Annotated in this window: 17 protein-coding genes, 1 tRNA gene and 1 pseudogene; 14 read left to right on the plus strand and 5 right to left on the minus strand. The window is 71.1% G+C overall.

Translation table 11 applies throughout. The features are described 5' to 3' along the window. Positions 1-96: 96 nt before the first annotated feature. The 12 genes from ACIHCX_RS07830 (at position 97) to ACIHCX_RS07885 (ending at position 16240) form a co-directional block, all read left to right on the plus strand. Entirely contained in the window at positions 97-1137 is a 1041-nt protein-coding gene (locus tag ACIHCX_RS07830) for a substrate-binding domain-containing protein (protein WP_400027641.1), read from the plus strand. Between the two features lie 79 nt (positions 1138-1216). Then, the gene (locus tag ACIHCX_RS07835) at positions 1217-2437 is read left to right on the plus strand and encodes a Gfo/Idh/MocA family protein (RefSeq protein WP_400027643.1); all 1221 of its coding nucleotides are present in this window, start codon (positions 1217-1219) and stop codon (positions 2435-2437) included. 12 nt (positions 2438-2449) lie between these two features. Then, positions 2450-3448 carry a sugar phosphate isomerase/epimerase family protein gene (locus ACIHCX_RS07840; protein ID WP_400027645.1) on the plus strand — a complete coding sequence of 333 codons (999 nt, stop codon included), beginning with the start codon at positions 2450-2452 and terminating at the stop codon, positions 3446-3448. A 249-nt stretch (positions 3449-3697) separates the two neighbouring features. Beyond that, positions 3698-6853 (plus strand): ThuA domain-containing protein, encoded by a 3156-nt coding sequence (locus tag ACIHCX_RS07845; RefSeq protein ID WP_400027647.1) that lies wholly within the window; start codon positions 3698-3700, stop codon positions 6851-6853. A 750-nt stretch (positions 6854-7603) separates the two neighbouring features. Beyond that, on the plus strand, positions 7604-8731 hold the full coding sequence (locus ACIHCX_RS07850; protein WP_400027649.1) for an inositol-3-phosphate synthase: 1128 nt from the start codon (positions 7604-7606) through the stop codon (positions 8729-8731). A gap of 248 nt (positions 8732-8979) precedes the next feature. Further along, positions 8980-9939: an SCO3242 family prenyltransferase gene (locus ACIHCX_RS07855; protein WP_400027724.1), complete on the plus strand. Its 960-nt coding sequence runs from the start codon at positions 8980-8982 to the stop codon at positions 9937-9939. Beyond that, positions 9936-10949: a sugar phosphate isomerase/epimerase family protein gene (locus ACIHCX_RS07860; RefSeq protein WP_400027651.1), complete on the plus strand. Its 1014-nt coding sequence runs from the start codon at positions 9936-9938 to the stop codon at positions 10947-10949. The genes ACIHCX_RS07855 and ACIHCX_RS07860 overlap by 4 nt, the downstream gene beginning before the upstream one ends. Beyond that, positions 10946-11644, plus strand: a complete 699-nt coding sequence (locus ACIHCX_RS07865) for an EboA domain-containing protein (protein ID WP_400027653.1) — start codon at positions 10946-10948, stop codon at positions 11642-11644. The genes ACIHCX_RS07860 and ACIHCX_RS07865 overlap by 4 nt, the downstream gene beginning before the upstream one ends. After that, a complete protein-coding gene (locus ACIHCX_RS07870; RefSeq protein ID WP_400027655.1) occupies positions 11644-12492 on the plus strand; it encodes a TatD family hydrolase in 849 nt (282 codons plus the stop codon). The genes ACIHCX_RS07865 and ACIHCX_RS07870 overlap by 1 nt, the downstream gene beginning before the upstream one ends. Positions 12493-12495: 3 nt before the next feature. Then, positions 12496-13665: a metabolite traffic protein EboE gene (eboE, locus tag ACIHCX_RS07875; RefSeq protein ID WP_400027657.1), complete on the plus strand. Its 1170-nt coding sequence runs from the start codon at positions 12496-12498 to the stop codon at positions 13663-13665. Further along, entirely contained in the window at positions 13662-15086 is a 1425-nt protein-coding gene (locus tag ACIHCX_RS07880) for a nucleotide pyrophosphatase/phosphodiesterase family protein (RefSeq protein ID WP_400027659.1), read from the plus strand. The genes eboE and ACIHCX_RS07880 overlap by 4 nt, the downstream gene beginning before the upstream one ends. After that, entirely contained in the window at positions 15083-16240 is a 1158-nt protein-coding gene (locus tag ACIHCX_RS07885) for a sugar phosphate isomerase/epimerase family protein (protein WP_400027661.1), read from the plus strand. Before ACIHCX_RS07880 ends, ACIHCX_RS07885 begins: the two co-directional genes overlap by 4 nt. A 62-nt stretch (positions 16241-16302) precedes the next feature. Here ACIHCX_RS07885 and ACIHCX_RS07890 read toward each other — a convergent pair whose 3' ends face one another. After that, entirely contained in the window at positions 16303-17709 is a 1407-nt protein-coding gene (locus ACIHCX_RS07890) for an OFA family MFS transporter (RefSeq protein ID WP_400027663.1), read from the minus strand. Between the two features lie 325 nt (positions 17710-18034). Here ACIHCX_RS07890 and sucC point away from each other — a divergent pair, with 325 nt between their 5' ends. Both sucC and ACIHCX_RS07900 read left to right on the plus strand, forming a co-directional pair. After that, entirely contained in the window at positions 18035-19177 is a 1143-nt protein-coding gene (sucC, locus tag ACIHCX_RS07895; protein ID WP_400027665.1) for an ADP-forming succinate--CoA ligase subunit beta, read from the plus strand. Positions 19178-19321: 144 nt separating this feature from the next. Continuing rightward, positions 19322-19406 (plus strand) — tRNA-Leu (locus tag ACIHCX_RS07900). A gap of 284 nt (positions 19407-19690) precedes the next feature. Here the strand turns inward: ACIHCX_RS07900 and ACIHCX_RS07905 are convergent. The 4 genes and pseudogenes from ACIHCX_RS07905 to ACIHCX_RS07920 form a co-directional block, all read right to left on the minus strand. Further along, positions 19691-20145: pseudogene (locus ACIHCX_RS07905) on the minus strand (deoxyribodipyrimidine photo-lyase); the annotation flags it as partial. Between the two features lie 38 nt (positions 20146-20183). Next, the gene (locus tag ACIHCX_RS07910) at positions 20184-21761 is read right to left on the minus strand and encodes an SDR family oxidoreductase (protein WP_400027666.1); all 1578 of its coding nucleotides are present in this window, start codon (positions 21759-21761) and stop codon (positions 20184-20186) included. 610 nt (positions 21762-22371) lie between these two features. Beyond that, on the minus strand, positions 22372-23274 hold the full coding sequence (locus ACIHCX_RS07915; protein WP_400027668.1) for a hypothetical protein: 903 nt from the start codon (positions 23272-23274) through the stop codon (positions 22372-22374). Beyond that, complete coding sequence (locus ACIHCX_RS07920) at positions 23271-25478, minus strand: hypothetical protein (protein WP_400027669.1); 2208 nt, start codon at positions 25476-25478, stop codon at positions 23271-23273. Before ACIHCX_RS07920 ends, ACIHCX_RS07915 begins: the two co-directional genes overlap by 4 nt. Positions 25479-25607 lie beyond the last annotated feature (129 nt).

Consider the following 25607-nt stretch of genomic DNA (forward strand, 5'->3'; position numbering starts at 1 on the left):
TCCGAGTTCTCCGCGCGGACGACGGTGAACTCGGAACAGGCCCCAGCCCAGCCGAGCCGCCCGCTCCGTACGGCCCTCAACGGAAAGGCCATCGCCATGCCCCAGACACCGAGCCGCAGAGGTCTGCTCTTCGGTGGCGCCGCCGTCGGCGCCACCGCCTTCCTCGCCGCCTGCACCAGCAACGAGACCAAGGACGACAAGCCCTCGGCGAACGACAAGCCCGCCGCCGACAACACGCCCGGCAAGGCGGTCACCATCGGCTTCGCCGGCCCCCAGGCCGACCACGGCTGGCTCAACGCGATCAACGAGAACGCCAAGAGCCGCGCCAAGACGTACTCCGACGTCACCCTGGAGATCACCGAGGGCTCCAACGACACCGCCGCGCAGATCGGGCAGATCGAGACCCTGATCAACAAGAAGGTCGACGTCCTGGTGATCCTGCCCGCCGACGGCAAGGCACTCACCCAGGTCGGCCTGAAGGCGATGCGCGCGGGCATCCCCGTCGTCAACCTCGACCGGGTCTTCAACTCCCCGCAGGCCTACCGCTGCTGGATCGGCGGCGACAACTACGGCATGGGCTTCAACGCCGGGCAGTACATCGGCGAGCAGCTCAAGGGCAAGCCGAACGCGAAGGTCGTCGAACTCGCCGGCCTGGACAACCTGGAGCTGACCAAGCAGCGCAGCCAGGGCTTCGACGACGCGCTGAAGAACTACTCCAACATCACCAAGGTGGCCCGCCAGGCGGCCGAGTTCACCGTCGAGTCCGGCCAGTCGAAGATGGCCCAGCTCCTCCAGGCACAGAAGCACATCGACGCGCTGTGGAACCACGACGACGACCAGGGCGTCGGCGCGCTGCGCGCCATCGAGCAGGCCGGGCGCGACGAGTTCCTGATGGTCGGCGGCGCCGGCGCGCTCTCCGCGTTCGAACAGATCAAGCAGGACAAGGGCGTCCTGAAGGCCACCGTGCTGTACCCGCCGACGATGGCCGCGTCCGCGATCGACCTGGCCCGCGCACTGGGCCAGGGCAAGGGCGTGTCCGGCATGGCGGAGTTCGAGATCCCCGCGTCCATCACGTTGTTCTCGGCCGTGGTCGACAAGACCAACGTGGACCAGTACATGCCCACCGGCTTCAAGTAATGGGCGCTGCCAACCCCCCACATCACGGTCACGGCGTCGGGAACGCCGCTGCGAACGTTCACGAGAAGGAGTTATCGGTATGGGCCTGAAGGGACAGTCGGAGCAGGCCGAGAGCGAGCCCGCGGCCGGGAAGCCTCCGCTGCGTGTCGGCATGGTCGGATACGCCTTCATGGGCGCCGCCCACTCCCAGGGATGGCGCACCGTGGGCCGCGTCTTCGACCTGCCGCACCGGCCCGTACTGGCCGCCGTCGCCGGACGTGACGGGGCGGCCGTGCGGGGCGCGGCCGCCCGGCTCGGCTGGGCCGACGCGGAGACCGACTGGCGCGATCTGATCGCCCGCGACGACGTCGACCTCGTCGACATCTGCACCCCGGGCGACAGCCACGCGGAGATCGCCGTGGCCGCCCTGGAGGCCGGCAAGCACGTGCTGTGCGAGAAGCCCCTCGCCAACTCGGTCGAGGAGGCGCGGGCGATGACCGAGGCGGCCGAGCGGGCCCGGGCCCGCGGCCAGGTCGCCATGGTCGGCTTCAACTACCGGCGGCTGCCCGCGACCGCGCTGGCCCGCCGCATGGTCGCCGAGGGCCGCCTCGGCACCCTGCGGCACGTACGGGTCAGTTACCTCCAGGACTGGCTCGTCGACCCGGAGTTCCCGCTGACCTGGCGGCTGCGCAAGGACGCGGCGGGCTCCGGCGCGCTCGGCGACCTGGGCGCCCACATCGTCGACCTCGCCCAGTACCTCGCGGGCGAGCCGATCACCGGGGTGTCCGCGGTCACCGAGACCTTCGTCCGGGAGCGCCCGCTGCCGGCCGGGGCGGCCGCCGGGCTCAGCGGCGTCGGCGGCAGTGGCCTGGGAGAGGTCACCGTCGACGACGCGGCCCTGTTCACCGCCCGGTTCGGCTCGGGCGCGCTCGCCTCCTTCGAGGCGACCCGGTTCGCCTCCGGCCGCAAGAACGCGCTGCACATCGAGCTCAACGGATCGCACGGCTCGCTCGCCTTCGACCTGGAACGACTCAACGAGCTCTCGTACCACGACCACACCGAACCCGCGGTCAGCGCCGGTTTCCGCCGGATCCTCGTCACCGAACCCGACCACCCCTACCTCGCGGCCTGGTGGCCGCCGGGCCACGGCCTCGGCTACGAGCACAGCTTCGTCCACCAGGCCCGCGACCTGGTGCTCGCGATCGCCGCGGGCACCGCGCCCGAACCGTCCTTCGCCGACGGGCTCCAGGTCCAGCGCGTCCTGGCCGCCGTCGAGGAGAGCGCGGCGAAGAATTCCCTCTACACGCCCGTCCCGGTCTAGGGAGGCCCGGTCATGTCACGCTCGTTCACCCTGTTCACCGGCCAGTGGGCCGACCTCCCCCTGGAGGAAGTCTGCCGACTGGCCCGCGACTTCGGCTACGACGGACTCGAACTTGCCTGCTGGGGAGACCACTTCGAAGTCGACAAGGCACTGGCCGACCCCGCCTACCTCGACGGGCGGCGCGCGCTGCTCGACAAGTACGGCCTCAAGTGCTGGGCCATCTCCAACCACCTGGTAGGTCAGGGGGTCTGCGACCACCCGATCGACGAGCGCCACCAGGGCATCCTGCCGGCCAGGATCTGGGGCGACGGGGAGCCCGAGGGCGTACGGCGGCGGGCCGCCGCCGAGCTCAAGGACACGGCGCGGGCGGCGGCCGCCTTCGGCGTCGACACCGTCATCGGCTTCACCGGATCCTCGATCTGGCACCTCGTCGCCATGTTCCCGCCGGTGCCGCCGGGCATGATCGAACGCGGCTACGAGGACTTCGCCGAGCGCTGGAACCCGATCCTCGACGTGTTCGACGCCGAGGGCGTCCGCTTCGCGCACGAGGTGCACCCCGGCGAGATCGCGTACGACTACTGGACCACCCGGCGGGCCCTGGACGCGGTCGACAACCGGCCCGCGTTCGGGCTGAACTTCGACCCGAGCCACTTCGTGTGGCAGGACCTCGACCCGGTCGGCTTCCTGTACGACTTCCGCGACCGGATCTACCACGTGGACTGCAAGGAGGCCCGCAAACGCCTCGACGGGCGCAACGGCCGCCTCGGCTCCCACCTGCCGTGGGGCGACCCCCGGCGCGGCTGGGACTTCGTCTCCGCCGGACACGGTGACGTCCCGTGGGAGGACGTCTTCCGCATGCTGCGGTCCATCGACTACACCGGCCCCGTCTCGGTGGAGTGGGAGGACGCCGGCATGGACCGGCTCCAGGGCGCCCCCGAAGCGCTGCGCCGGCTCAAGGAGTTCGACTTCGACCCGCCGAGCGCGTCGTTCGACGCCGCCTTCGGCCAGTAGCTCCGCCGGTTGGCTCCGCCGGTTCGGCGGGGGGCGCGGAGCGCCACCCGTCGGTTCGGCCTGCCCGAAAACCGCTTTGTCCTGACGCTGGAAAAAGGCCAACTTCTCTTCTGTACAAGGACTACCCGACTCCGACAAAGCCAGCTACGGTCCCGGAGTTGTACAGGTCACGCACATCTCCGGAGTGACGGCGCACCCCGGCACACAGCATCTGCCCCGTACGACCCCCACCCTCCCGGAGGGATCTTCGTGCACAGGAAACGTCCCAGATTCCGCAAGGCACTCGCACTCCTCACCGGTTCGCTCCTCGCGGGTACCTCACTCGCGCTCGCCGCGCCGCCGGCGAGCGCGAGTGACCCCGACGCCACCAGACCGGCCGCCGCGGCCGCCGAGGACTTCCAGCAGGTCACCCTCGCCAAGGGCGTCGCCGAGGTCGGCGAACCGATGTCGCTGGCCGTCCTTCCGGACCGCAGCGTCCTGCACACCTCCCGCGACGGCACCCTGCGCCTGACCGACGCGCAGGGCAACACGTCCGTCGCGGGCAAGTTGGCCGTCTACGACCACGACGAGGAGGGGCTCCAGGGCATCGGGATCGACCCCGACTTCGCCGAGAACCGCTTCGTCTACCTCTACTACGCGCCGCCCCTGAACACCCCGCCCGGCGACGCCCCCGAGAACGGCACCGCCGCCGACTTCGCGCCCTTCGACGGCGTCAACCGGCTCTCCCGGTTCGTCCTGGACGAAAACGGCACCCTGGACCTGGCCAGCGAGAAGAACGTCCTCGAGGTCAAGACCTCCCGCGGCATGTGCTGTCACGTCGGCGGCGACATCGACTTCGACAAGGACGGCAACCTCTACCTGTCGACCGGTGACGACTCCAACCCGTTCTCCTCCGACGGCTACGCGCCCATCGACGAGCGGCCCGACCGCAACCCGGCCTTCGACGCCCAGCGCAGCGCGGGCAACACCAACGACCTGCGCGGCAAGATCCTGCGGATCAAGGTCAATCCGGACGGCTCCTACGACATCCCCGAGGGCAACCTCTTCGCCCCGGGCACCCCGAAGACCCGTCCCGAGATCTACGCGATGGGCCTGCGCAACCCGTTCCGGTTCAGCATCGACAAGCCCACCGGCACCATCTACATCGGCGAGTACGGGCCGGACGCCGGCGCCGCCAACCCGAACCGCGGCCCCTCCGGCATGGTCGAGTTCAACCGCGTGACCAAGCCCGGCAACTTCGGCTGGCCCTACTGCGTCGGCCAGAACCAGGCGTACGTCAAGTACGACTTCGCCACCCAGAAGTCCGGTGACGCCTTCGACTGCGCGGCGCCGAAGAACACCTCCCCGAACAACACCGGCCTGGTCGACCTCCCGCCGGCCCAGCCGGCCTGGATCGACTACGACGGCGCCTCCATCCCCGAGTTCGGCGACGGCTCCGAGTCCCCGATGGGCGGCCCGGTCTACCGCTACGACGCCGACCTGAACTCCCCCGCCAAGTTCCCCGAGTCCTACGACGGGGACTTCTTCGCCGGTGAGTTCGGCCGCCAGTGGATCAAGCGGATCGAGCAGGACGACGACGGCACCGTCCAGTCCATCAACCCCTTCCCCTGGTCCGGCACCCAGGTGATGGACATGGCCTTCGGCCCGGACGGCGCCCTGTACGTCCTGGACTACGGCCTGTCCTGGTTCGGCGGCGACGAGAACTCCGCGCTGTACCGCATCGAGAACGTCACCAACGGCCACGCGCCGACCGTGACCGCCACGTCGGACCGGACGTCGGGCAAGGCGCCCCTGAAGGTGTCCTTCTCCGCGACCGGCAAGGACGCCGACGGCGACGCGCTCACCTACGCCTGGGACTTCGGTGACGGCACCACCGGCACCGGCGAGTCGCCCCAGCACACCTACCGCACCAACGGCACGTACACGGCCACCGTCACCGTGACGGACCCGACGGGCTACACCGCCACCGCCAACGTCCACGTGGTCGTCGGCAACACCGCGCCCACCGTCACCTTCCAGACCCCGGCCGACGGCACGCTGTTCGAGTTCGGTGACACCGTCCCGTTCAAGGTGAAGGTCACCGACGCCGAGGACAAGAAGATCGACTGCTCCAAGGTCACCGTCCGCTACATCCTCGGCCACGACAACCACGGCCACCCGATCACCTCGGCCAAGGGCTGCGAGGGCACCATCACCGCGCCCGCCGACACCGAGCACGACCCCAACGCCAACATCTTCGGCGTCCTCGACGCCGAGTACACCGACAACGGCGGCGGCGGTCAGGAAGCGCTGACCACGCACGACCAGATCGTGCTCCAGCCCCGCCACCGGCAGGCCGAGCACTTCAGTGCCCAGAGCGGCATCCGCACCTACGACAAGGCCGAGGCCAACGGCGGGAAGACCGTCGGCGACATCGACAACGGTGACTGGATCTCGTTCAAGCCCTACAACCTCAGCGGCGCCCAGACGCTCACCGCCCGGGTCTCCTCCGGCGGCGCCGGCGGGTACCTGGAGGTCCGCACCGGGGGCCCGAACGGCACCCTGCACGGGTCCGGGGTCGTCCCGGTGACCGGCAGCTGGGAGACCTTCCAGGACATCGACATCCCGCTCAGCAAGCTGCCGAAGAAGACCACCGAGCTGTACCTGGTCTTCAAGGGCGGCGACGGAGCGCTCTTCGACCTCGACGACTTCGTGATCTCCGACAAGAAGCCCGCGAAGAACGACAAGCGCGTCCTCGTCTTCTCCAAGACGGCCGGCTTCCGGCACGACTCCATCGAGACCGGGGTCCAGACCCTGAAGGACCTCGGCAAGCAGAGCGGCATCGCCGTCGACGCCACCGAGGAGTCCCAGCAGTTCACCACCGCCAACCTCGCCCGCTACGACGCCGTCGTCTTCCTCTCCACCACCGGCGACGTCCTCAACGCCGACCAGCAGCAGGCGTTCGAGAAGTACATCGCCGGCGGCGGCGGTTACATGGGCATCCACGCGGCCGCCGACACCGAGTACGACTGGCCGTTCTACGGCGGCCTGGTCGGCGCGTACTTCGACTCGCACCCGCAGATCCAGCAGGCCACCGTCCAGGTCCCCGAGCACGACCACCCGGCGACCAAGGGCCTCGACGACGCGTGGGACCGCACGGACGAGTGGTACAACTACCGCTCCAACCCGCGTGACCACGCCCGTGTCCTGGCCACCCTGGACGAGAGCAGCTACGAGGGCGGCACGATGAACGGCGACCACCCGATCGCCTGGTGCCAGTCCTACCAGGGCGGACGCTCCTTCTACACCGGCCTCGGCCACACCAAGGAGTCCTACGCCGAGGACGGCTTCCGCAGTCACCTGCTCGGTGGGCTGAAGTACACCACCGGCCAGGAGAAGGCGGACTGCAAGCCGCGCACCGACTGAACCAAGGAACAGCCGCCCGTCACGGGCGCCTGAAACGGCGGCGGGCGGGAGACGCCGGACTCCCGCCCGCCGTCCCCGCCCCACCCGCCCACCCCGCCGACCGGGGCTGGAACGGGCCCGACCCCCTGACTCCGGTACCGGGCCCGGCTCCAGGTCTCGGATCTGGGTTCCGGTTCCGGTCCGGGTCCGGTTCCGGATCTCGGTCCGGTCCGGTCCGCATTCCGGTTCTGGGCCCAGGCCCAGGCCCAGGTCCGGATCCGGGTTCCGGTCCGGGACCGGGTCCCGATCTCGGTCTCGGATGGGTCCAGGTTCCGGTCCGGGTCCGGGTCTTGGGTTCGGCTTCGGTTTCGGCTCTGGCCGAGGCCTTGCCCGGCCGGAAAGCCGGCGCCGGTACCCGCACGGTCCCGGACCGGGTACCCGTCCCGGACCCGGCCCCGGTGCCGGTGCCGGTGCCGGTGCCGGTGCCGGTGCCGGACCACAGTCCCGGATCTCGGTTCGGCGCTCGGTTCGGATCCCGGTTCAGGGTCCCGGCGTTGGCTCCGGTCCCGAGCCCGGTCCCGGTCCCGGTCCGGTCCCGGTCCCGGTCCGGTCCCGAGCCCGAGCCCGAGCCAGGTCCCCGCTCGGGGCGAGACGTCGCCCGGCCGGGAAGCCGGCTCCGGGCCCGACCTCGGCGCCGGCGGCACCCCGGAGGCCGTCCGGCGTCCGAGCACCCGTCCGGCTTTCGGTTCGCGTACGACAAGGAGGCTGCCCATGTCCGCCGAACCTTCCGCTTCCCCCTCCCGCACCGGCGTCTGGCTGATCGGCGCGCGAGGCTCCGTCGCCACCACCGCCATCACCGGATGCGCCGCCGTGGCCGCCGGACTGCATCCCACCGCCGGCCTCGTCACCGAGACAGAGCCCTTCGCCGCGAGCGGCCTGCCGGCTCTGTCCTCCCTCGTCTTCGGCGGGCACGACACCGTCGACTGCCCGCTGCCCAAACGCGCCGAGACCCTCGCCGCCGGCGGCGTCCTGCCGCACGGCCTGCCCTCCGCCGTCCGCAGTGAACTGGCCGCCGCCGACGAGGAGATCAGACCCGGCGGTCCGCTGCCCGGCGACACCCGGAGCGAGGACACCCTCATCGACGCCCTCGCCGACGACATCCGCGACTTCACCCACCGCCACGGACTCGCCCGCACCGTCGTCGTCAACGTCGCCTCCACCGAACCCGCCCCCGAGGGCACCGCCCTGCCCGCCAGCTCGCTCTACGCGGCAGCGGCCCTGCGCGCGGGCTGTCCGTACGTCAACTTCACCCCGTCGACCGGGCTGCACCACCCCGCGCTCGCCGCCGAGGCGGAGGCCGCCGCCCTGCCCTACGCGGGCCGCGACGGCAAGACCGGGCAGACCCTGCTGCGGTCCGTGCTCGGCCCGATGTTCACGCAGCGGGCGCTGCGCGTGCTGGCCTGGTCCGGAACGAACCTCCTCGGCGGCGGGGACGGCGCCGCCCTCGCCGACCCCGCCGCCGCCGCGGCGAAGAACTCAGGCAAGGAACGGGTCCTCGCGGACACCCTGGGCACGGTCCCCCAAGGAGAGGTGCACATCGACGACGTGCCCGCGCTCGGCGACTGGAAGACCGCCTGGGACCACATCGCCTTCGACGGCTTCCTCGGCTCCCGGATGACCCTCCAGACGACCTGGCAGGGCTGTGACTCGGCGCTCGCCGCGCCCCTGGTCCTCGACCTGGCCCGGCTGCTGGCCCGCGCCCACGCACGCGGACTGACCGGGCCGCGCCCCGAACTCGGCTTCTACTTCAAGGACCCCGACCCGGGCGCCCCCGCCGCGCTGGGGGAGCAGTACGCGGCGCTCCTGGACTTCGGCCGACGGCTGGGGGACCGGCGGTGACCCGCCACGGTCTGGTGGCCGTCGCCCTGGCGGTGACCGTCGCCGCCGTCGTCGGAGCGCGCGGGGCCTCGGGCCGCGGCCGCCGCCCACGCCACGACGTCCGAGCTCCGGACCCGGCCGGCCCGGCGGGGGAGAGCGCCACAGCCACCCCCACGGCCTCCGCCGAACGAACGGTGCCGGCCACCGACCCCGCCGGACGACGACCGGAGGCGTCCGGCGCGGCGCAGCGGGCTTCCCGCCCGGCGCCGGTGGACGGCGATCCCGTCGCACCCTCCCTGGGCGTCGGCACCCCCGCCGACTGGGTCGAACTGCTGCGACTGCCCGCCCTGTTCACCGTCCCCGGTGACGCCCTCGCCGGGGCCGCGGCGGCCGGGCGGGGCGGCCCCGGGGCCCGCACGCTCCTTGCCATCGGCTCGTCCCTGTGCCTCTACCAGGCGGGCATGGCGCTCAACGACTGGGCGGACCGCGCCGAGGACGCCGTGGAGCGCCCGCACCGGCCGCTCCCGTCCGGGCGGATCGCCCCCGGCGCCGCGCTCGCCGCGGCCGGCGCGCTCACCGCCCTGGGCCTCGCGCTCGCCGCCCGCGCCGGCCGCCCCGCGCTCACCGTCGCCGTTCCGCTCGCCGCCACCGTCTGGGCGTACGACCTCGGGCTGAAGCGGACCTGGGCGGGACCGCCGGCGATGGCGGCGGCCCGGAGCCTCGACCTCGTGCTCGGCGCCGCCGCGAGCGGCGGCCGGGTCCGCGCGGCCGTACCGTCCGCCGCCGCCCTGGGCGCCCACACCCTGGCCGTCACCGCCGTCTCCCGCCGCGAGACCCAGGGCGGCTCCACCGCCGTACCGCTCGCGGCCCTCGCCGCCACCGCCTGCGTCGCGTACGCGCTGACCCCGCCCGCCGTGGCCCTCCGGCTCCCGGCGGACCGAGGCGGAGCAGCCCCCCTCGGTCCGCCGGGCCTCCCCCCGGCACCGGGCGGCGCGCTCCGCGCGGCCCTCGCCCTCGGCTACGCCGCCACCGCCGCCCGTCCCCTCGCCCACGCCGTCCTCAACCCCTCACCGCCGCTCACCCAGCGGGCCGTCGGCGGTGGCATCCGCGCCATGATCCCGCTCCAGGCCGCGCTGTCCGCCCGCGCGGGCGCACCGGTCACCGCCCTGTGCACGGCCGCTCTGGCCCCCCTGGCCCGAAGGTTCGCGAGGAAGGTGAGCGTGACATGAGCCCCGATCCCGCCGCGGCCCCGCGCTTCGGCTACGGCACCAACGGCCTCGCGGACCTGCGCCTCGACGACGCCCTCGGCCTGCTCGCCGACCTCGGCTACGACGGCGTCGGACTGACCCTCGACCACATGCACCTCGACCCGCTCGCCCCCGACCTGGCCGCCCGCACCCGCCGGGTCGCGCACCGGCTTGACGCGCTCGGCCTGGGGGTGACGGTGGAGACGGGCGCCCGCTATGTGCTCGACCCGCGCCGCAAGCACGGCCCCTCCCTCCTGGACGCCGACCCGGAGGACCGTGCCCGGCGCGTGGACCTGCTGCTGCGCGCCGTACGGGTGGCCGCCGACCTCGGCGCCCACGCCGTGCACTGCTTCAGCGGCATCACCCCGCCCGGCACCGACCGGGACACGGCGTGGAAGCGGCTCGCCGAGTCCCTGGGCCCCGTGCTGGAGGCCGCCACCGCCGCCGGCGTACCCCTCGCCGTGGAACCCGAACCCGGTCACCTCCTCGCCACCCTCGCCGACTTCCACCAGCTGCGCCGCACCCTCGGCGACCCGGAGAACCTGGGCCTCACCCTCGACATCGGCCACTGCCAGTGCCTCGAACCCCTCCCTCCGGCCGAGTGCGTCCGCGCCGCCGCGCCCTGGCTGCGGCACGTCCAGATCGAGGACATGCGCCGCGGCGTGCACGAACACCTCCCCTTCGGGGACGGCGACATCGACTTCCCGCCCGTCCTCGCGGCCCTGGCCGCCACCGGCTACGAGGGCCTGACCGTCGTGGAACTGCCCCGGCACTCCCACGCCGGCCCGCACCACGCCGAGCTCTCCCTGCCCTTCCTCCGCCAAGCGGCCACCACCGCCACGCCCACGGACGAGCCCCCGGCCCCCGTCCCTCCGGCCGCCGTCCCCTCCGCCTCCGCGCCCGCAACCCCCGTTCCCGCGGTCCCCGTCCCCTCCGCCTCCGGGCTGGACGCCCCCGAGCATCCGGTCACCCCAGAAGGGAGCACCCGATGACCCACCCGCACGGCACCGGCACCGCGGGCACCCCCACGGCCGGCACCGCCCCCGCACCCACGGACGAGCTGCGCGCCCGGACGGAGACCGGCCTCACCCCGGCCGCACGGGCCTGGCTCGACCAGGCGCTCGACGAGGCCGCCGCCCGCCCCGGAACCCACGGGCCGATCTCCGGGTGGGAACTGCGTCTGGCCGAGGCCGGCCGCCGCTGCGGGCCCGCCCACGCCGACGCCGCCCGCGTCCTCATCCTGCACGCCGCCCAGGCCGACCTCGGCGCCCTCACCCGGGCCTACCGCCAGGGCACCGCCGACGAACGCCGCGCCGTCCTGCACGCCCTGCCCCACCTCGTGCCGGGACCCGACGCCCTCCCACTGGTCGACGACGCGCTGCGCACCAACGACACCCGGCTGCTCGCTGCCGCCGTGGGCCCGTACGCCGCCCGACACCTGGCACCCCACGCATGGCGGCACGCCGTGCTGAAGTGCCTGTTCACGGGTGTGCCCGTGGACAGCGTCGCGGACCTGGGCCGCCGCGCCCGAGGCGACGCCGAACTCGCCCGCATGCTCGGCGACTACGCCGCCGAACGCACCGCCGCCGGCCGGCAGGTCCCCGAGGACCTGCACCGCGTCCTGGCCCTGACCGAGCCCGACACCGCGCCGCACAGCCCGGTCGACCCCCACGGCAAGGAGTCCTGATGCGCATCTTCGATCCCCACATCCACATGACGTCCAGGACCACCGACGACTACGAGGCCATGCACGCCGCCGGCGTCCGCGCCGTCGTGGAACCGGCCTTCTGGCTCGGCCAGCCCCGCACCTCGGCCGCCTCCTTCCTCGACTACTTCGACTCCCTGATCGGCTGGGAACCCTTCCGCGCCGCCCAGTACGGCATCGCCCACCACTGCACCATCGCCCTCAACCCCAAGGAGGCCAACGACCCGCGCTGCCTGCCCGTCCTCGACGAACTGCCCCGCTACCTCGTCAAGGACCAGGTCGTCGCCGTCGGCGAGATCGGCTACGACTCGATGACACCGGAGGAGGACACCGCACTCTCCGCCCAGTTGCAGCTCGCCGCCGACCACGGGCTGCCCGCCCTCGTCCACACCCCGCACCGCGACAAGCTCGCCGGGCTGCGCCGCACCCTCGACGTCGTGGCGGAGTCGGCGCTGCCCCTGGATCGCGTCCTGGTCGACCACCTCAACGAGACCACCGTCAAGGAGGCCAAGGACAGCGGCTGCTGGCTCGGCTTCTCCGTCTACCCCGACACCAAGATGGACGAGGAGCGGATGGTCGCGATCCTGCGCGCCCACGGCCCCGAACGGGTCCTCGTCAACTCCGCCGCAGACTGGGGCAGAAGCGACCCCCTCAAGACCCGCAAGGTGGGCGACCTCATGCTCGCCGAGGGCTTCACCGAGGACGAGGTGGACCGCGTGCTGTGGCGCAACCCGGTCGAGTTCTACGGCCTCAGCGGCCGGCTGGGCCTCGACGTCGCCGCGACCGGCGCCACCCACGAGGGCAACAGCATCCTGCGCGGCGGGGAGTGATCGATGCGCTTCCGGCACCCCGACGGCTCCACCGTCCACCTCGCCTACTGCACCAACGTCCACCCCGCCGAGACCCTCGACGGCGTCGTGGCCCAACTGCGCGACCACTGCGAGCCCGTCCGTCGCCGCCTGGGCCGCGACCGCCTCGGCATCGGCCTGTGGCTCGCCCGGGACGCCGCCCGCACCCTTGACACCGACCCGTCCGCGCTGCGCGCCCTGCGCGCCGAACTCGACCGGCACGGCCTCGAGGTGGTCACCCTCAACGGATTCCCCTACCAGGGCTTCGGCGCCCAGGAGGTCAAGTACCGCGTCTACAAGCCCGACTGGGCCGACGCGGAACGCCTCGAGCACACCACCGCGCTCGCCCGCATCCTCGCCGGCCTCCTCCCGGACGACGTCCGCGAGGGCAGCGTCTCCACCCTGCCCCTGGCCTGGCGCACCGCCTACGACGACACCCGCGCAGAGCAGGCCCGCGCCGCCCTGCGCACCCTCGCCGAACGCCTCGACGCCCTCCAGGAGCTGACCGGCCGTTCCATCCGGGTGGGCCTGGAACCCGAACCCGGCTGCGTCGTCGAGACCACGCACGACGCCATCGCCCCGCTCACCGCGATCGCCCACGACCGCATCGGCATCTGCGTCGACACCTGCCACCTCGCCACCTCCTTCGAGGACCCGCACACCGCCCTGGACGCCCTCACCGCCGCCGGCGTCCCCCTCGTCAAGTCCCAGCTGTCCGCCGCCCTGCACGCCGAACAGCCCCACCTGCCCGACGTCCGCGAAGCCCTCGCCGCCTTCGACGAACCCCGCTTCCTGCACCAGACCCGCACGCTCACCGCCGCGGGCCTGCGCGGCACCGACGACCTCGGGGCGGCGCTCGGCGGCGACACCCTGCCCGACGCCGCACCCTGGCGCGCCCACTTCCACGTCCCGCTGCACGCCGCCCCCGCCGCACCCCTCACCTCCACCCTCCCGGTCCTCAAGACCGCCCTGACCCGGCTCGTCGGCGGCCCGCGGCCGCTCACCCGCCACCTGGAGGTCGAGACCTACACCTGGCAGGCACTCCCGCCCGAGCTGCGCCCCCGCGACCGCGGCCGGCTCGCCGACGGCATCGCCGCCGAACTCGCCCTCACCCGCGACCTGCTGACCGACCTCGGCCTGAAGGAACTGCCATGACGCCGCCCCAGGGACGACCGACCCCCCTGCTCGTCCTGGACGTCGTCGGTCTCACCCCGCGCGTCCTCGACCACATGCCCCACCTCAAGGCCCTCGCCCAGTCGGGCTCCCGCGCCGCGCTCGGCACCGTCCTGCCCGCCGTCACCTGCGCCGCCCAGTCCACCTTCCTCACCGGCACCATGCCCTCCGAACACGGCATCGTCGGCAACGGCTGGTACTTCCGCGAACTCGGCGACGTCCTGCTGTGGCGGCAGCACAACGGCCTCGTCGCCGGCGACAAACTGTGGGACGCCGCCCGCCGCGCCCACCCCGGCTACACGGTCGCCAACATCTGCTGGTGGTACGCCATGGGCGCCGACACCGACATCACCGTCACCCCACGGCCCGTCTACTACGCCGACGGCCGCAAGGAACCCGACTGCTACACCCGCCCCCCAGCCCTGCACGACGAACTCACCGAGAAACTCGGCACGTTCCCCCTCTTCCACTTCTGGGGCCCTGGCGCCGACCTCGTCTCCAGCCAGTGGATCATCGACGCCACCCGGCACATCCTGCGCACCCGCCGGCCCGACCTGACGCTCTGCTACCTGCCCCACCTCGACTACGACCTGCAGCGCTACGGCCCCGACGACCCGCGCTCCCTGCAGGCGGCGGCCGACCTCGACGCCGCCATGGCCCCGCTCCTGGACGACGCCCGCGCCGAGGGCCGTACCGTCGTCGTGCTGTCCGAGTACGGCATCACCCGCGCCGACCGGCCCGTCGACATCAACCGCGCCCTGCGCAGGGCCGGCCTGCTCGAAGTGCACACCCAGGACGGCATGGAGTACCTCGACCCGATGGCCTCGCGCGCCTTCGCCGTCGCCGACCACCAGATCGCCCACGTCTACGTGCGTCGCCCCGAGGACATGGACGCGACCAGGGCCGCCCTCGACGGACTGCCCGGCATCGAGAGACTCCTCGACGACGAGGGCAAGAAGGCCCACCACCTCGACCACCCGCGCTCCGGCGAACTCGTCGCCGTCGCCGAGCCGGACGCCTGGTTCACGTACTACTACTGGCTCGACGACGAGCGCGCGCCCGACTTCGCGCAGCTCGTCGAGATCCACCGCAAACCCGGTTACGACCCGGTCGAGCTCTTCATGGACCCGCACGACCCCTATGTGAAGGTCAGGGCGGCGACCGCGGTGGCCCGCAAGAAACTCGGCCTGCGCTACCGCATGGCGGTCGTACCCCTCGACGCCTCACCCATCCGCGGCAGCCACGGCCGCCTGCCCGCGAGCGACGACGACGGTCCGCTCCTCCTGTGCTCCACCCCCCGCGCCGTCGGCGACCGCATCGCGGCCACCGACGTGAAGTCCCTCCTGCTCCACCTCGCCGGTCTCGGCCACGCAGACCCCAAGTCCGAAGAGAGGCACCCGTGAACGACATCCAAGCCACCGACCACGGCACCGACGAACAGCTGCGCCGCAGCCTGGGCATCGGCCGCCGCAGCTTCCTCAGCACCTGCACCGCCGTCGCGGCCGGGGCGATCGCCGCTCCCGTCCTCGGCGCGGCCCCCGTGCTGGCGGCCCCCGCCGAGTCGAACGGCAAGGCCAAGGGCCACCTGCTCGTCCCCGAGGACAAGCGCGGCATCATCCTCTACACGGTGCGCGACGCCACCGGCCGCGACCCGCTCTCGACCAGTCTGCCCTCCGGCTTCCGGGCCGTGTTCGAGCAACTGGCCCGCTTCGGCTACCGGCAGGTCGAGTTCGCGGGCTACGGCCAGCACCCCAACGCACCCGGCGGCGCCGACCTGGAGACCGTCGAGGGCGCCCGGCTGCTGCGCCGCTGGCTGGACGAGTACGGGCTGCGGGCGCAGGGCAACCACGGCTTCATCCCGGGCTCCTGGCCGCTGACCACCGGCGACCTGGACACCTTCAAGAAGCACCTGGAGATCGCCAACATCCTCGGCATGCAGCACATGGGGACCGGCAACGACCCCACCGGCAGCGACTACAAGGCCGACTGGGACGTCGCCGCCGACAAGTGGCACGTCCTTGGCGAGATCGCCCGCCGCGCCGGGATCAAGCTCTACACCCACAACCACGACGCGGCCTACGGCTTCCTGCTCGACGGCGGTCCGCTCGACGCCCAGGGCCGCCCGACCCGCAGCTCCGGGATCCGCAAACTGGAGTACTTCCTGTCCATCACCGACCCCAAGCTGATCTGGCTGGAGATGGACATCTACTGGGCGCACGTGGCCCAGTACAAGTTCCGCACCTACACCGACCAGGGCGGCGCCACCCGGCAGAACATCTTCGACCCGGCCGGCCTGGTCACCCGCCACAACAAGCGCTACCCGCTGTTCCACGCCAAGGACGGAGTCGTCAACACCACCAACGGACAGGGCTACGACATGGTCCCGTTCGGCACCGGCGTCATCGACTACACGACGTTCTTCTCCCGCGTCGGCCATCCCAACTACCACCACCCGATGGTCGAGCAGGACAACGCCCCGAGCTCCACCGACCTGGCCCAGTCGATGGAACACGCGCGGATCGGCTACCAGAACCTGGCCGCGCTGCGCCGCAAGTGACCAACGGGAAGGGGCCCTCCCCGCGACCGCGGGAAGGGCCCCTTCGCCCGTCGTGCGCGGTGTCAGCCCGCCGCCGTGTCGGCGGCGGGTGCGGCGTCCCGGCCGCTGCGCCCCGGCTGCCGCAGCAGCAGCGCCAGGGCGGCGGCCACCATCGACACGCCACCGGCCAGCGCGTAGGCGCCGTAGTAGCCCCAGGCGGCGACCACCATCGCGCCGAGCCCGCCACCGAACAGACCGCTGACCAGCTTCCCGCTGTAGACCAGCCCGTAGTTGGTGGCGTTGTAGTTCTCGCCGAAGTAGTCCGGGGTCAGCGCGGCGAACATCGGGTAGAAGGCGCCGCCGCCGAAACCGGAGAGGAAGGCGAAGAACAGGAACAGCCACTCGTTCTTCATGTGACCGGCCCAGATGACACCGAACTGGGCCAGTCCGAGGACCACGATGACGAACACCAGCGCGGACTTGCGGCCCCACAGGTCGGACAGCCAGCCCACCACGGCCCGGCCGACGCCGTTGATGACGGCCATGACCCCCATCGAGGACGCGGCGACCAACGGCCCGAAGCCGACCTCCTTGGCGAAGGCGACCTGGAAGGAGATACCGAAGATCGACACGCCGGCGGTCATCACGACCGTCACCCACATCAGCGGCAGCATGCCGGTTCTGATGGCCTCCATGGGGGTGTACTGCCGGGCCGCCGGCGGGTTCTTGGCCAGGCTCGCGGTGTTCTTGTTCTTCGCGGAGTGCGACAGCGGGTCGATGCCGGCGGGCCACCAGTTCTTCGGCGGGTCCTTGAAGAAGAACGCGCAGACCGCGACCGCGATCAGTACGTAGACGCCGATCAGGTCGAGCACCTCGTGGTAGTTCCCGGTGTCGAAGGCGTAGTTGAAGATGAATATGAACGGCAGCGAGCCGTACGCGAAGCCGCCGTTGACGAACCCGGTCTTCGCGCCGCGCCGTTCCGGGAACCACTTGCCGACCATGTTGATGCAGGTGGCGTAGACCAGCCCGGAGCCGACGCCGCCCACGACGCCGAAGCCGAGCAGGGCGAGCATCACGTTGTGCAGGTGGGAGAGGGCCAGGAAACCGACGAGGCACATGGCGGCACCCAGGTACATGGCGCGGCGCGCCGTGAGGATGCCCCGCTCGCGCAGCCACCCGGCAGGGAAGGCGATGCCGGCCTGGAAGAACACCCAGATGCTGAGGATCCAGAACGTGTTGCTCTGGGTCCAGCCGTGCGCCTTCGACAGGGTGTCCTCGGCAGAGCCGTAGGCGTACTCGGAGACGCTGATGGCCATCATGCAGACCCATGGCAGGTACACCATGATTTTGCGTGAATGGCCGAGTATGTCCCGGTCGGTCTCACCGACGCGGTACACCCGCCCCCGGGCGTCGGTCACTTCGCGATACGCGCCGTGCGCCGTGCGGGCCTCGCCCGGCGCACTTCTGGTCGATAGGGGATCCGCGGTCATGTCGGGCCATCTCCTCGCCGTGTCGGTGGGGATCGGGGACAATGCGCCGGGCGTTTGCTCGGCCCGGTGTCTTGCGGAACTTCGCCGGAACAGCGCCGGTACGGCGCGGGGCGGCTCCGGCGCGGCCTTGTGCGGTCGTGCGTACGCTCCCGGGGCGGCCCGCGCCCACCACCGGCCGCTCCCGGACTCGACCTGCTCGCCGACCGTCCCTCATTGCATACAGTCGACGAATACTGTATGAAGTTTGTTATCCCGCATCCCGCCAATGGTGTCCAGGGGTTGCGCAGCACTTTTCAGCCAGGAGCCGTCGCGCACGGGAGCCGGAATGGACCTCTACGAACACCAGGCAAGGCAACTCTTCGAGGAGTACGGCATCGTGGTGCCGCGCGCCGAGGTCACGGACTCCTCCAAGAAGGCCCGTGAGATCGCCCGCAGGCTCGGCGGCCGGGTCGTCGTCAAGGCGCAGGTGAAGACGGGTGGACGGGGCAGGGCGGGCGGGGTGAAACTCGCCGCCGACCCCGCGGCCACCGAACTGACGGCCCGCCACATCCTCGGCATGGACATCAAGGGCCACCGCGTCCGCACGGTGATGGTGGCCGAACCGATCGACACCGTCGAGGAGTTCTACGTCGCCTACGCCCTCGACCGGGCGAGGGGCGGGTTCCTCGCCGTCGCCTCGGCTCAGGGCGGCGCGGAGATCGAGGAGGTGGCCGCGCGCCGGCCCGAGGCGGTGGCGCGCGTTCCCGTCGACCCGGCCGAGGGGGTCACCTCGTCGAAGGCCGCCGAGATCGCCACGGCGGCGGGCCTGCCTCCGCAGACCGTGGACACCCTGGTCCGGCTCTGGCAGGTCCTGGTCCGCGAGGACGCCCTGCTGGTGGAGGTCAACCCGCTGGTACGCACGAGGCAGGGCCGGATCGTCGCACTCGACGGCAGGATCACCCTCGACGGCAACGCCCGCTTCCGCCAGGCCCGCTGGGGAACGGAGCACACCGAGCACGACGACCCGCTGGAGGCGGCGGCCGCGGCCCGCGGCCTCACCTACGTCAAGCTGGACGGAGAGGTCGGCGTCATCGGCAACGGTGCCGGCCTGGTCATGTCCACGCTGGACGTGGTCGCCGGCCATGGCGCCCGCCCGGCCACCTTCCTCGACATCGGAGCGGACATCGGAGGCGGAGCCTGCGCGCGCCTCATGGCCGACGGACTGTCCGTCGTCCTCTCCGACCCGTCCGTGAGATCGGTCCTCGTCAACGTCTTCGGCGGGATCACCGCGTGCGACACCGTCGCCGAGGGCATCGTCCGGGTCCTGGACGCCGTCCGGCTCACCAAGCCGCTGGTCGTACGCCTCGACGGCAACAACGCGGCCCGCGGCCGCGCCATCCTCGACGAGCGCGCGCACCCCCTGCTCGAGCAGGCCCCCACCATGGACACCGCCGCGAGCCGCGCCGCGGAACTCGCCCGGCAGGGATGACCCTCGTCACGCCCCGATCACGATCCGTGTCCACCGCCTCCGTCCCCTCCCAGCGCGGATACGCAGGTGAAACGCACCGCGAAACCTTGGTATCGTTGTCCATGTCGCCGCGGGGAACACCCCCGGTCAGGCGGCAGACACCTAGTCCGGGTGGCGGAATGGCAGACGCGCTAGCTTGAGGTGCTAGTGCCCTTTATCGGGCGTGGGGGTTCAAGTCCCCCCTCGGACACTCACAGTAACGACACAGTAGCGAGGGCTTCGACCTGACGGTCGGGGTCCTTGTTGCGTTGTCGTAGGTGAGGGTGATCTCCAGGGCTCCGTAAAGGGGACCCTTCCACGGCGAAGCCCCCACGACTCAGACAACACCGAACTCGCCGACCGGACACGGCCACCAGGACCGATCCACTGTCTGACCTGGGGGTTTCTCTGGGCGGCTGGAGCGTAGCGGGCCGCGGAGTGGTCAGGGGTGACCTTCGGCAGGCCGCCCATCGATCGTGCGACAGCGCCGCAGGTAGTGACAGCGTCCCTACCAGGGCGAGGTCCCCCCACCGGATGCGGTGGGCGCTGGCCCGACGCAGCATCAGCAAACCCACCTCGCGCGCTGTTGGGGACGCGTACCTTCCGCGGCGCCGGGCAGGTCTCCCTCAGCCGTTCCTGCGACCAGCGGCGGAAGTAGGAGGTGAACACGGCGAAGTGGTCGGCGCCGGCCGGTGTGACGGTTCCGGGTGCGACGGCGGTGACCACGGCGTCGTGCACACGCAACAGCGCCACTCCACGTCCGCGGAGCTCCTCGCGCAGCCGCTCTTCCCGGTGCTGGGCGTATCTGGTGACGCCCGCGGCCATGTGTACCTCAGCGGACCGGCACTCGGCGGCTACACCACCTCGTCAGCCGTTGCCATTGCTGTGCGCAGTGGTGGATGGTCGTGCAGACGTCGATCCGAGGTGAAGAGGACGACCGCGGCGATCATGGCGTCACTCCTGGTGCGGTGATGCGGGATGGTCTGCGCTAATGCCGGACTTTCCGTTTGCGGCGGGGGTGCCGGACGCGGTGGGCGTGCGACGCGCTCCCGCGCGCGCTCATGCCCTTGGCAGCGGCCTGGGTGATGTTGCGGGCCATGCCGCCGAAGACGACGGCGTGGAACGGGGAGACGGACCACCAGTAGGCGTGGCCCAGCAGACCGCGCGGGTGGAACAGGGCGCGCTGCCGGTAACGAGTGCGGCCCTCGGTGTCCGTCTCGACGTACATCTCCAGCCAGGCCAGGCCCGGTAGCCGCATCTCCGCCCGCAGCCGCAGCAGCCGCCCGGGCTCGATCTCCTCGACCCGCCAGAAGTCCAGCGAGTCGCCGACCCGCAGGCGCTCGGCGTCGCGTCGTCCACGGCGCAGGCCGACGCCACCGACGAACCGGTCCAGCCAGCCGCGGACCGCCCAGGCCAGTGGGAAGGAGTACCAGCCGTTGTCGCCGCCGATCCCCTCGATCACCTTCCACAGCGCATCCCTGGACGCATCGAGTGGCAGGTGGCGCTCGTCCTGGTAGAGGCTGCCACCGGCCCAGTCCGGGTCGGTGGGCAACGGATCGCTGGGCGCCCCAGGTACGGCGGCGGACGACCAGCGCGTGGCGACCTGCGCCTCCCGCACCCTCCGCAGAGCCAGGGTCAACGCCTCGCCGAACGGCAGCGGCCGGCCCGGGAGGTCGGGCACGTACCGGGCGATGTCGTGTTCGCGGCAGACGACCTCGTGCCGCAGCGACTCGGTCAGCGGCCGGGCAATGGAGGCGGGCACAGGAGTGACGAGGCCGACCCAGTGGCTGGACAGCCGTGGGGTGAGGACCGGTACCGGCACGATGAGCCGCCGCCGCAGTCCGGAGACGGCGGCATAGCGGCGCATCATCTCGTGGTAGGTCAGGACGTCCGGCCCGCCAATGTCGAACGCCCGGTCGACGCAGTCCGGCATGGTGGCCGAGCCGACGAGGTAGCGCAGCACGTCACGGACCCCGATGGGTTGCGTACGGGTGTGCACCCAACGGGGGGTGACCATGACCGGCAGCCGTTCGGTGAGGTAGCGCAGCATCTCGAATGATGCCGATCCCGAGCCGATGACGACGGCAGCCCGCAGCACGGTGGCGGGCACCGGGGCGTCGAGGAAGATGCGCCCGACCTCGGCCCTGGAGCGAAGGTGGGGGGACAGGGAGTGCTCGGGTACGCCCCGCGGGGTGAGCCCACCGAGGTAGACGATCCGCCGCACGCCGGCGGCGTACGCCTGCTCGGCGAAGATCCGTGCCGCACGACGGTCGGTGTCCTCGAACCCAGAGCCGGATCCGAGGGCATGCACCAGGTAGTACGCGACATCGATGCCTCGCATGGTCGCGGCGACCGACTCGGCGTCCGTCACGTCCCCGCGGACCGTCTCGGCATTGCCCGCCCAGGGATGGTCACGCAGTTTGCCCGGGGACCGCACCAGACAACGGACGCGATGACCGGCCTCCAGCAGCTCCGGCACCAAGCGCCCGCCGATGTACCCGGACGCTCCGGTGACCAGGCAGTGCAGCCGCTCCACGTTCCGCTGTCCCTCCGTGCCCACGGCCATCCCTCCACGCGCTCCATACGTTACTGGTCCCTTGCCCTCCCGTTCGATCATGGCTGCAAGAGCGGGACCGTGCCTGTCGCAGCGACGCGGCCAGCGGCCACGAGGGCAAGGGAACCGCCAGGCTCCGCCGCGACATCAGCCAGAGAGCCCCACGCGGCGGCACGGGCTCACGCATGTCCACACGCAGCCTGGTCACGGCCGCGGCTGTCATCCCGGAGTTCAGCAAAGTCGCCTGCTGCCCGGCTTCCCAGCACTGCCGGCGCGGACAGCCAAGGCCGGCCGGGGAGCAGCACCGGATGAACGGGATCGCGCTGGACGATCATCTACCGCCCTGCGGCACCCGCGCCAGAATAACGTCGGGACCGACGGCAGCGCCTACTGCGGCGGCCGAAGGGACCAGAAGTTCGGCGGAGCGACCGCGTCCGCGCAGGAGGTCCCGCGTACGCCGGACGGGCGAACCCGTGTGATGCACGACGCGAACGGCGTACCCGGGCCGCTTGACAGGACGATCACGGCCCGCACGCAACACTCGCCGCGTAAACCCGACTGTCACCCGAGCATGCGGCAGTCCCCACGAGCAACGTGTCCTCGGACGCTTCGTCGTGACCCATCACCTGATCCCTTCCAGGTTGGCTGCATAGATGCGCTCGCCCACGAGGTCGCCATGGAGACGACACTCCGCGAGCGCCCGTTCGGTGAAACGCTGGGCCTCCGGAAGGACACCGAGCCGGAAGTGGTTCAGACCGAGCAAGCCATAGATCTTGCCCAGGTAGCGCTTGCCGACATCCTCGTCAGCCCCCGCCCTGTCGGAATCTTCGAGCAGCTCACACAACACGTCGTTGCTTGCCACGTACCGTCTGGTGTCACTGAGGTCCTGTGCGTACGAGATGCGCTCCCGGTATCGCATCAGCTGCCGACCGAGGGGAGTGCCGAGCCGGATCTCCTGGGCCGCGTACACGGTTTCAAGGTTCTCAGCGTAGATCCACTGGCCCTCTAGGTCGCCGATCTCGGTGCAGCATTGGAGGGCCCGCTCGGTGTACCGAACGGCTTCCGGAATTGCATCAAGACGCACCGAGTTGGCGCCGAGCGTGCCGTAGGCCTTGGCCCGCAGGTCGTCCACAGACGGGCCCTGCCAGCCGTCCATCTCGGCCAGCAGCTCATGCAGTACCTCTGAGCTGGCGGCGAACTCACCGTCCTCGTGTTTCTGCTGCGCCCTGTGCATCAGGTGGCTCAGCTTACGGAGGGGATTGGCCGTTCCCCGTGGTGCGAGCCTCTCCATCGGCTGCGGATATCCGAGAGCCTGCATAACCTCGGCGACCGTGACCAGGACCTGGCCCCAGTGGGCAACCAGCCGCTGGTCCGTTCGATACTCCTCCGGTACCTTGGCCCACTCGTCGAACTGCTCGATGATGGAACCGGCGTAGTTTCGGCACAGCTCGACGAGCAGCCGCTCCTCACCACGGAAGACGGCAGCGAACACGTTGTCGCGGAGGGCCATCCGGTCGCCGTTCACCGGCGTGCTCCGGTGGCCGCCCGGCGCAGCTCTTCCAGCAGTTGGTACCGGAAGAGTCCTCCCCGCCACGCAGTGGACTGGGCCTGCCGTGCCGCCACCCGGACCACCGCATCGGCGTCATCGTTCATTCCGCCGTCCGTCGGAGCGAAGCGCATGACGTTGTCTTCCGGTACGTCGATCGTCAGCGTCACGAGCGGCATCCGCGCCGCGCGGAGCGCCGTGAGCAGACTGCTTACCACAGAGCACCGCAGAAAGCGGACGTCACTGGCGACCAGCACCCACAACGGCGCGTCCACGTGGGTGGTGCGCAGCGTTCCCTCCGCGAAGTGTCCGACCGGCGCCACATCGGTGGCCAGCCAGGTCAGTGATCCGATAGGCACCCCCACAGCGTGCTCCAGCTCGTCCTTGCGGGACACGATCCAGTTGGCGAGGAGCACCGCTTCGCCCTCGCACGCTCCGACGACCGCAACGTGGCAGGAACTGCGCCACCGTCCCCGCTCCAGGACGACATGAGACTCGATCGAGAGTGGCTCCGCGGCAGGAATCCAATCCACCGACGTCGCGCCTGTCCAGTCCAGCGTCGTGGTCCGCGTCGGCTGCGGCTCGTTCACCAACCGCGCGGTGGTGGTGGGCAGGACGATCGTGCGCCCGCGCTGGACGACGGGAAGGGGAAACGTGCCGGTGACCACCTCGCTGTCGTCGATGTGGATCTTCCGCGGGGCGCCCAACCGACAGAGCCCCTGATAGATCGTCGGCAGGTCGGCCGTGTCGGTCGCCGCCAGCTCGAGCCTTCGCATGCAGTCTGCCAGTGTCTGGACCCGGAACACCTCAGTGTCCAGCACAGCACGCCACACGACATGCGGCCGGTCCTGCAGCAGCATGCTCAGGTGATGTTCCGTCCGTCCCTTCACCACGGTCGGGCGGTCGGCCCCCACCAACACGTCGAAGTTCTCCAGAGCGTCGGCCGTCAGCACTTCGAGCGTGCACCATGCCCTGCTTAGGTAGTCGTCAGCGTCATCGAGCAGAATGGCGCTCCTGCCCAGTGCCTGGAGCAGACCGAAGTGCCCCATTGCGAAAGCGAACTCCTCCTGTTCCTCAGCGGTGCGCGGAGGCTGGGGGACGCAGCTGTAGTCGTACCAGACGTGGAAACGAGCAAGCAGGCCTTCGAGCAGAGGGCGATCGCCGATCAACTCGCGCAGGTGGCCCAGGCCGATGTCCGAACGAGCCATCCGGGTGCCGTTGTCCGCGGTGACCTCCTGAAGCGGCAGTACCTCTTCGTACACGCCAGCCAGGGCGGAGGGAGTCAGTGCCTTGCGCAGCACATTGACGAGGAGGGACTCGGCGAGGTCGGATCCTGCAGCTCCGACTGCGCCGTTGGCGATCTGGCTGTACTTCCGGGGTGTGTGCAGGCCGCGTTCTCTCGCCACATAGACCGCTTCGCACATGGCCGAGACCAGCTGCCAGGCCACCAATTGGGCCTGGAGGCCGTCGGGGTCCGGCGCGGTCGGCGTGAGCCAGCGGTGAGAGAGGAAGAGGTAGTAATGGCCGGGCAGGGTTTCCGAGACCAGTGACGTCCGCCACTGCTGGCATCGCACGAAACGGCCGGCGCCGATCAGGGCGGGCAGTGGTAACCAGTTCGGCCGCCGACCGTCGGTCAGGTCGTACCGTGCGTACTGGCTCAGCAGCTGGGGCAGATCACGGTCCTGTGCGCCGTCTAGGAACACGCTCGGCGGTGAACTCAACGGGAACGACCACACGATGCCGTCCTCGGGCTCGCCGTGTTCGGCCTTCTGTACCATGTTGAACAGGTTCCCGCTGGTCTCGTGGGCCCACCGCCCGTCAGGCACGCTGAACGGTCGGTGTCTCAGTTTCGGCTGCTGCTCGAACAGCGTCTCGAGCAGCTCGGCTGCGCGCCACCGCTGCTGCCGCTGGGCGTCCGCCCGCGCCTGGGTGAAACTCTTGAACGGTACCTGTCCCTGGAACGGCGTCACGCTCAGGGAACGGAAGCCGATCTCGTCGTAGGACAGGGAACCCCCGCTCCTGGCGTATTTTAGGGCCCTCGCCGCGGCCTCATGAGGGGCGTCCTCCAGGTACCTCGCGATCAGTTCCGGCCGGCCCGCGAACTGCTCGGCCGGGACGTCCTGCCAGGCTGCGATGTCGATGTCGTGCAGCTGGTCGTGCACCAAGGCTTCGATGTGTCTCAAGCCCGCCTCCCCGTAGGTGGTCAGGTCACAGACCTCTCAACTTCTCCGGAAGGACGTCGCCTGGAGTGAAGAGATGCCTACCCAACTTCCACCGGTTATAGGGTAGTTGGAAAGCGGTGCCACGGTCTC

The sequence above is a fragment of the Streptomyces sp. NPDC052043 genome (assembly GCF_044548235.1).
Lineage (GTDB): Bacteria > Actinomycetota > Actinomycetes > Streptomycetales > Streptomycetaceae > Streptomyces.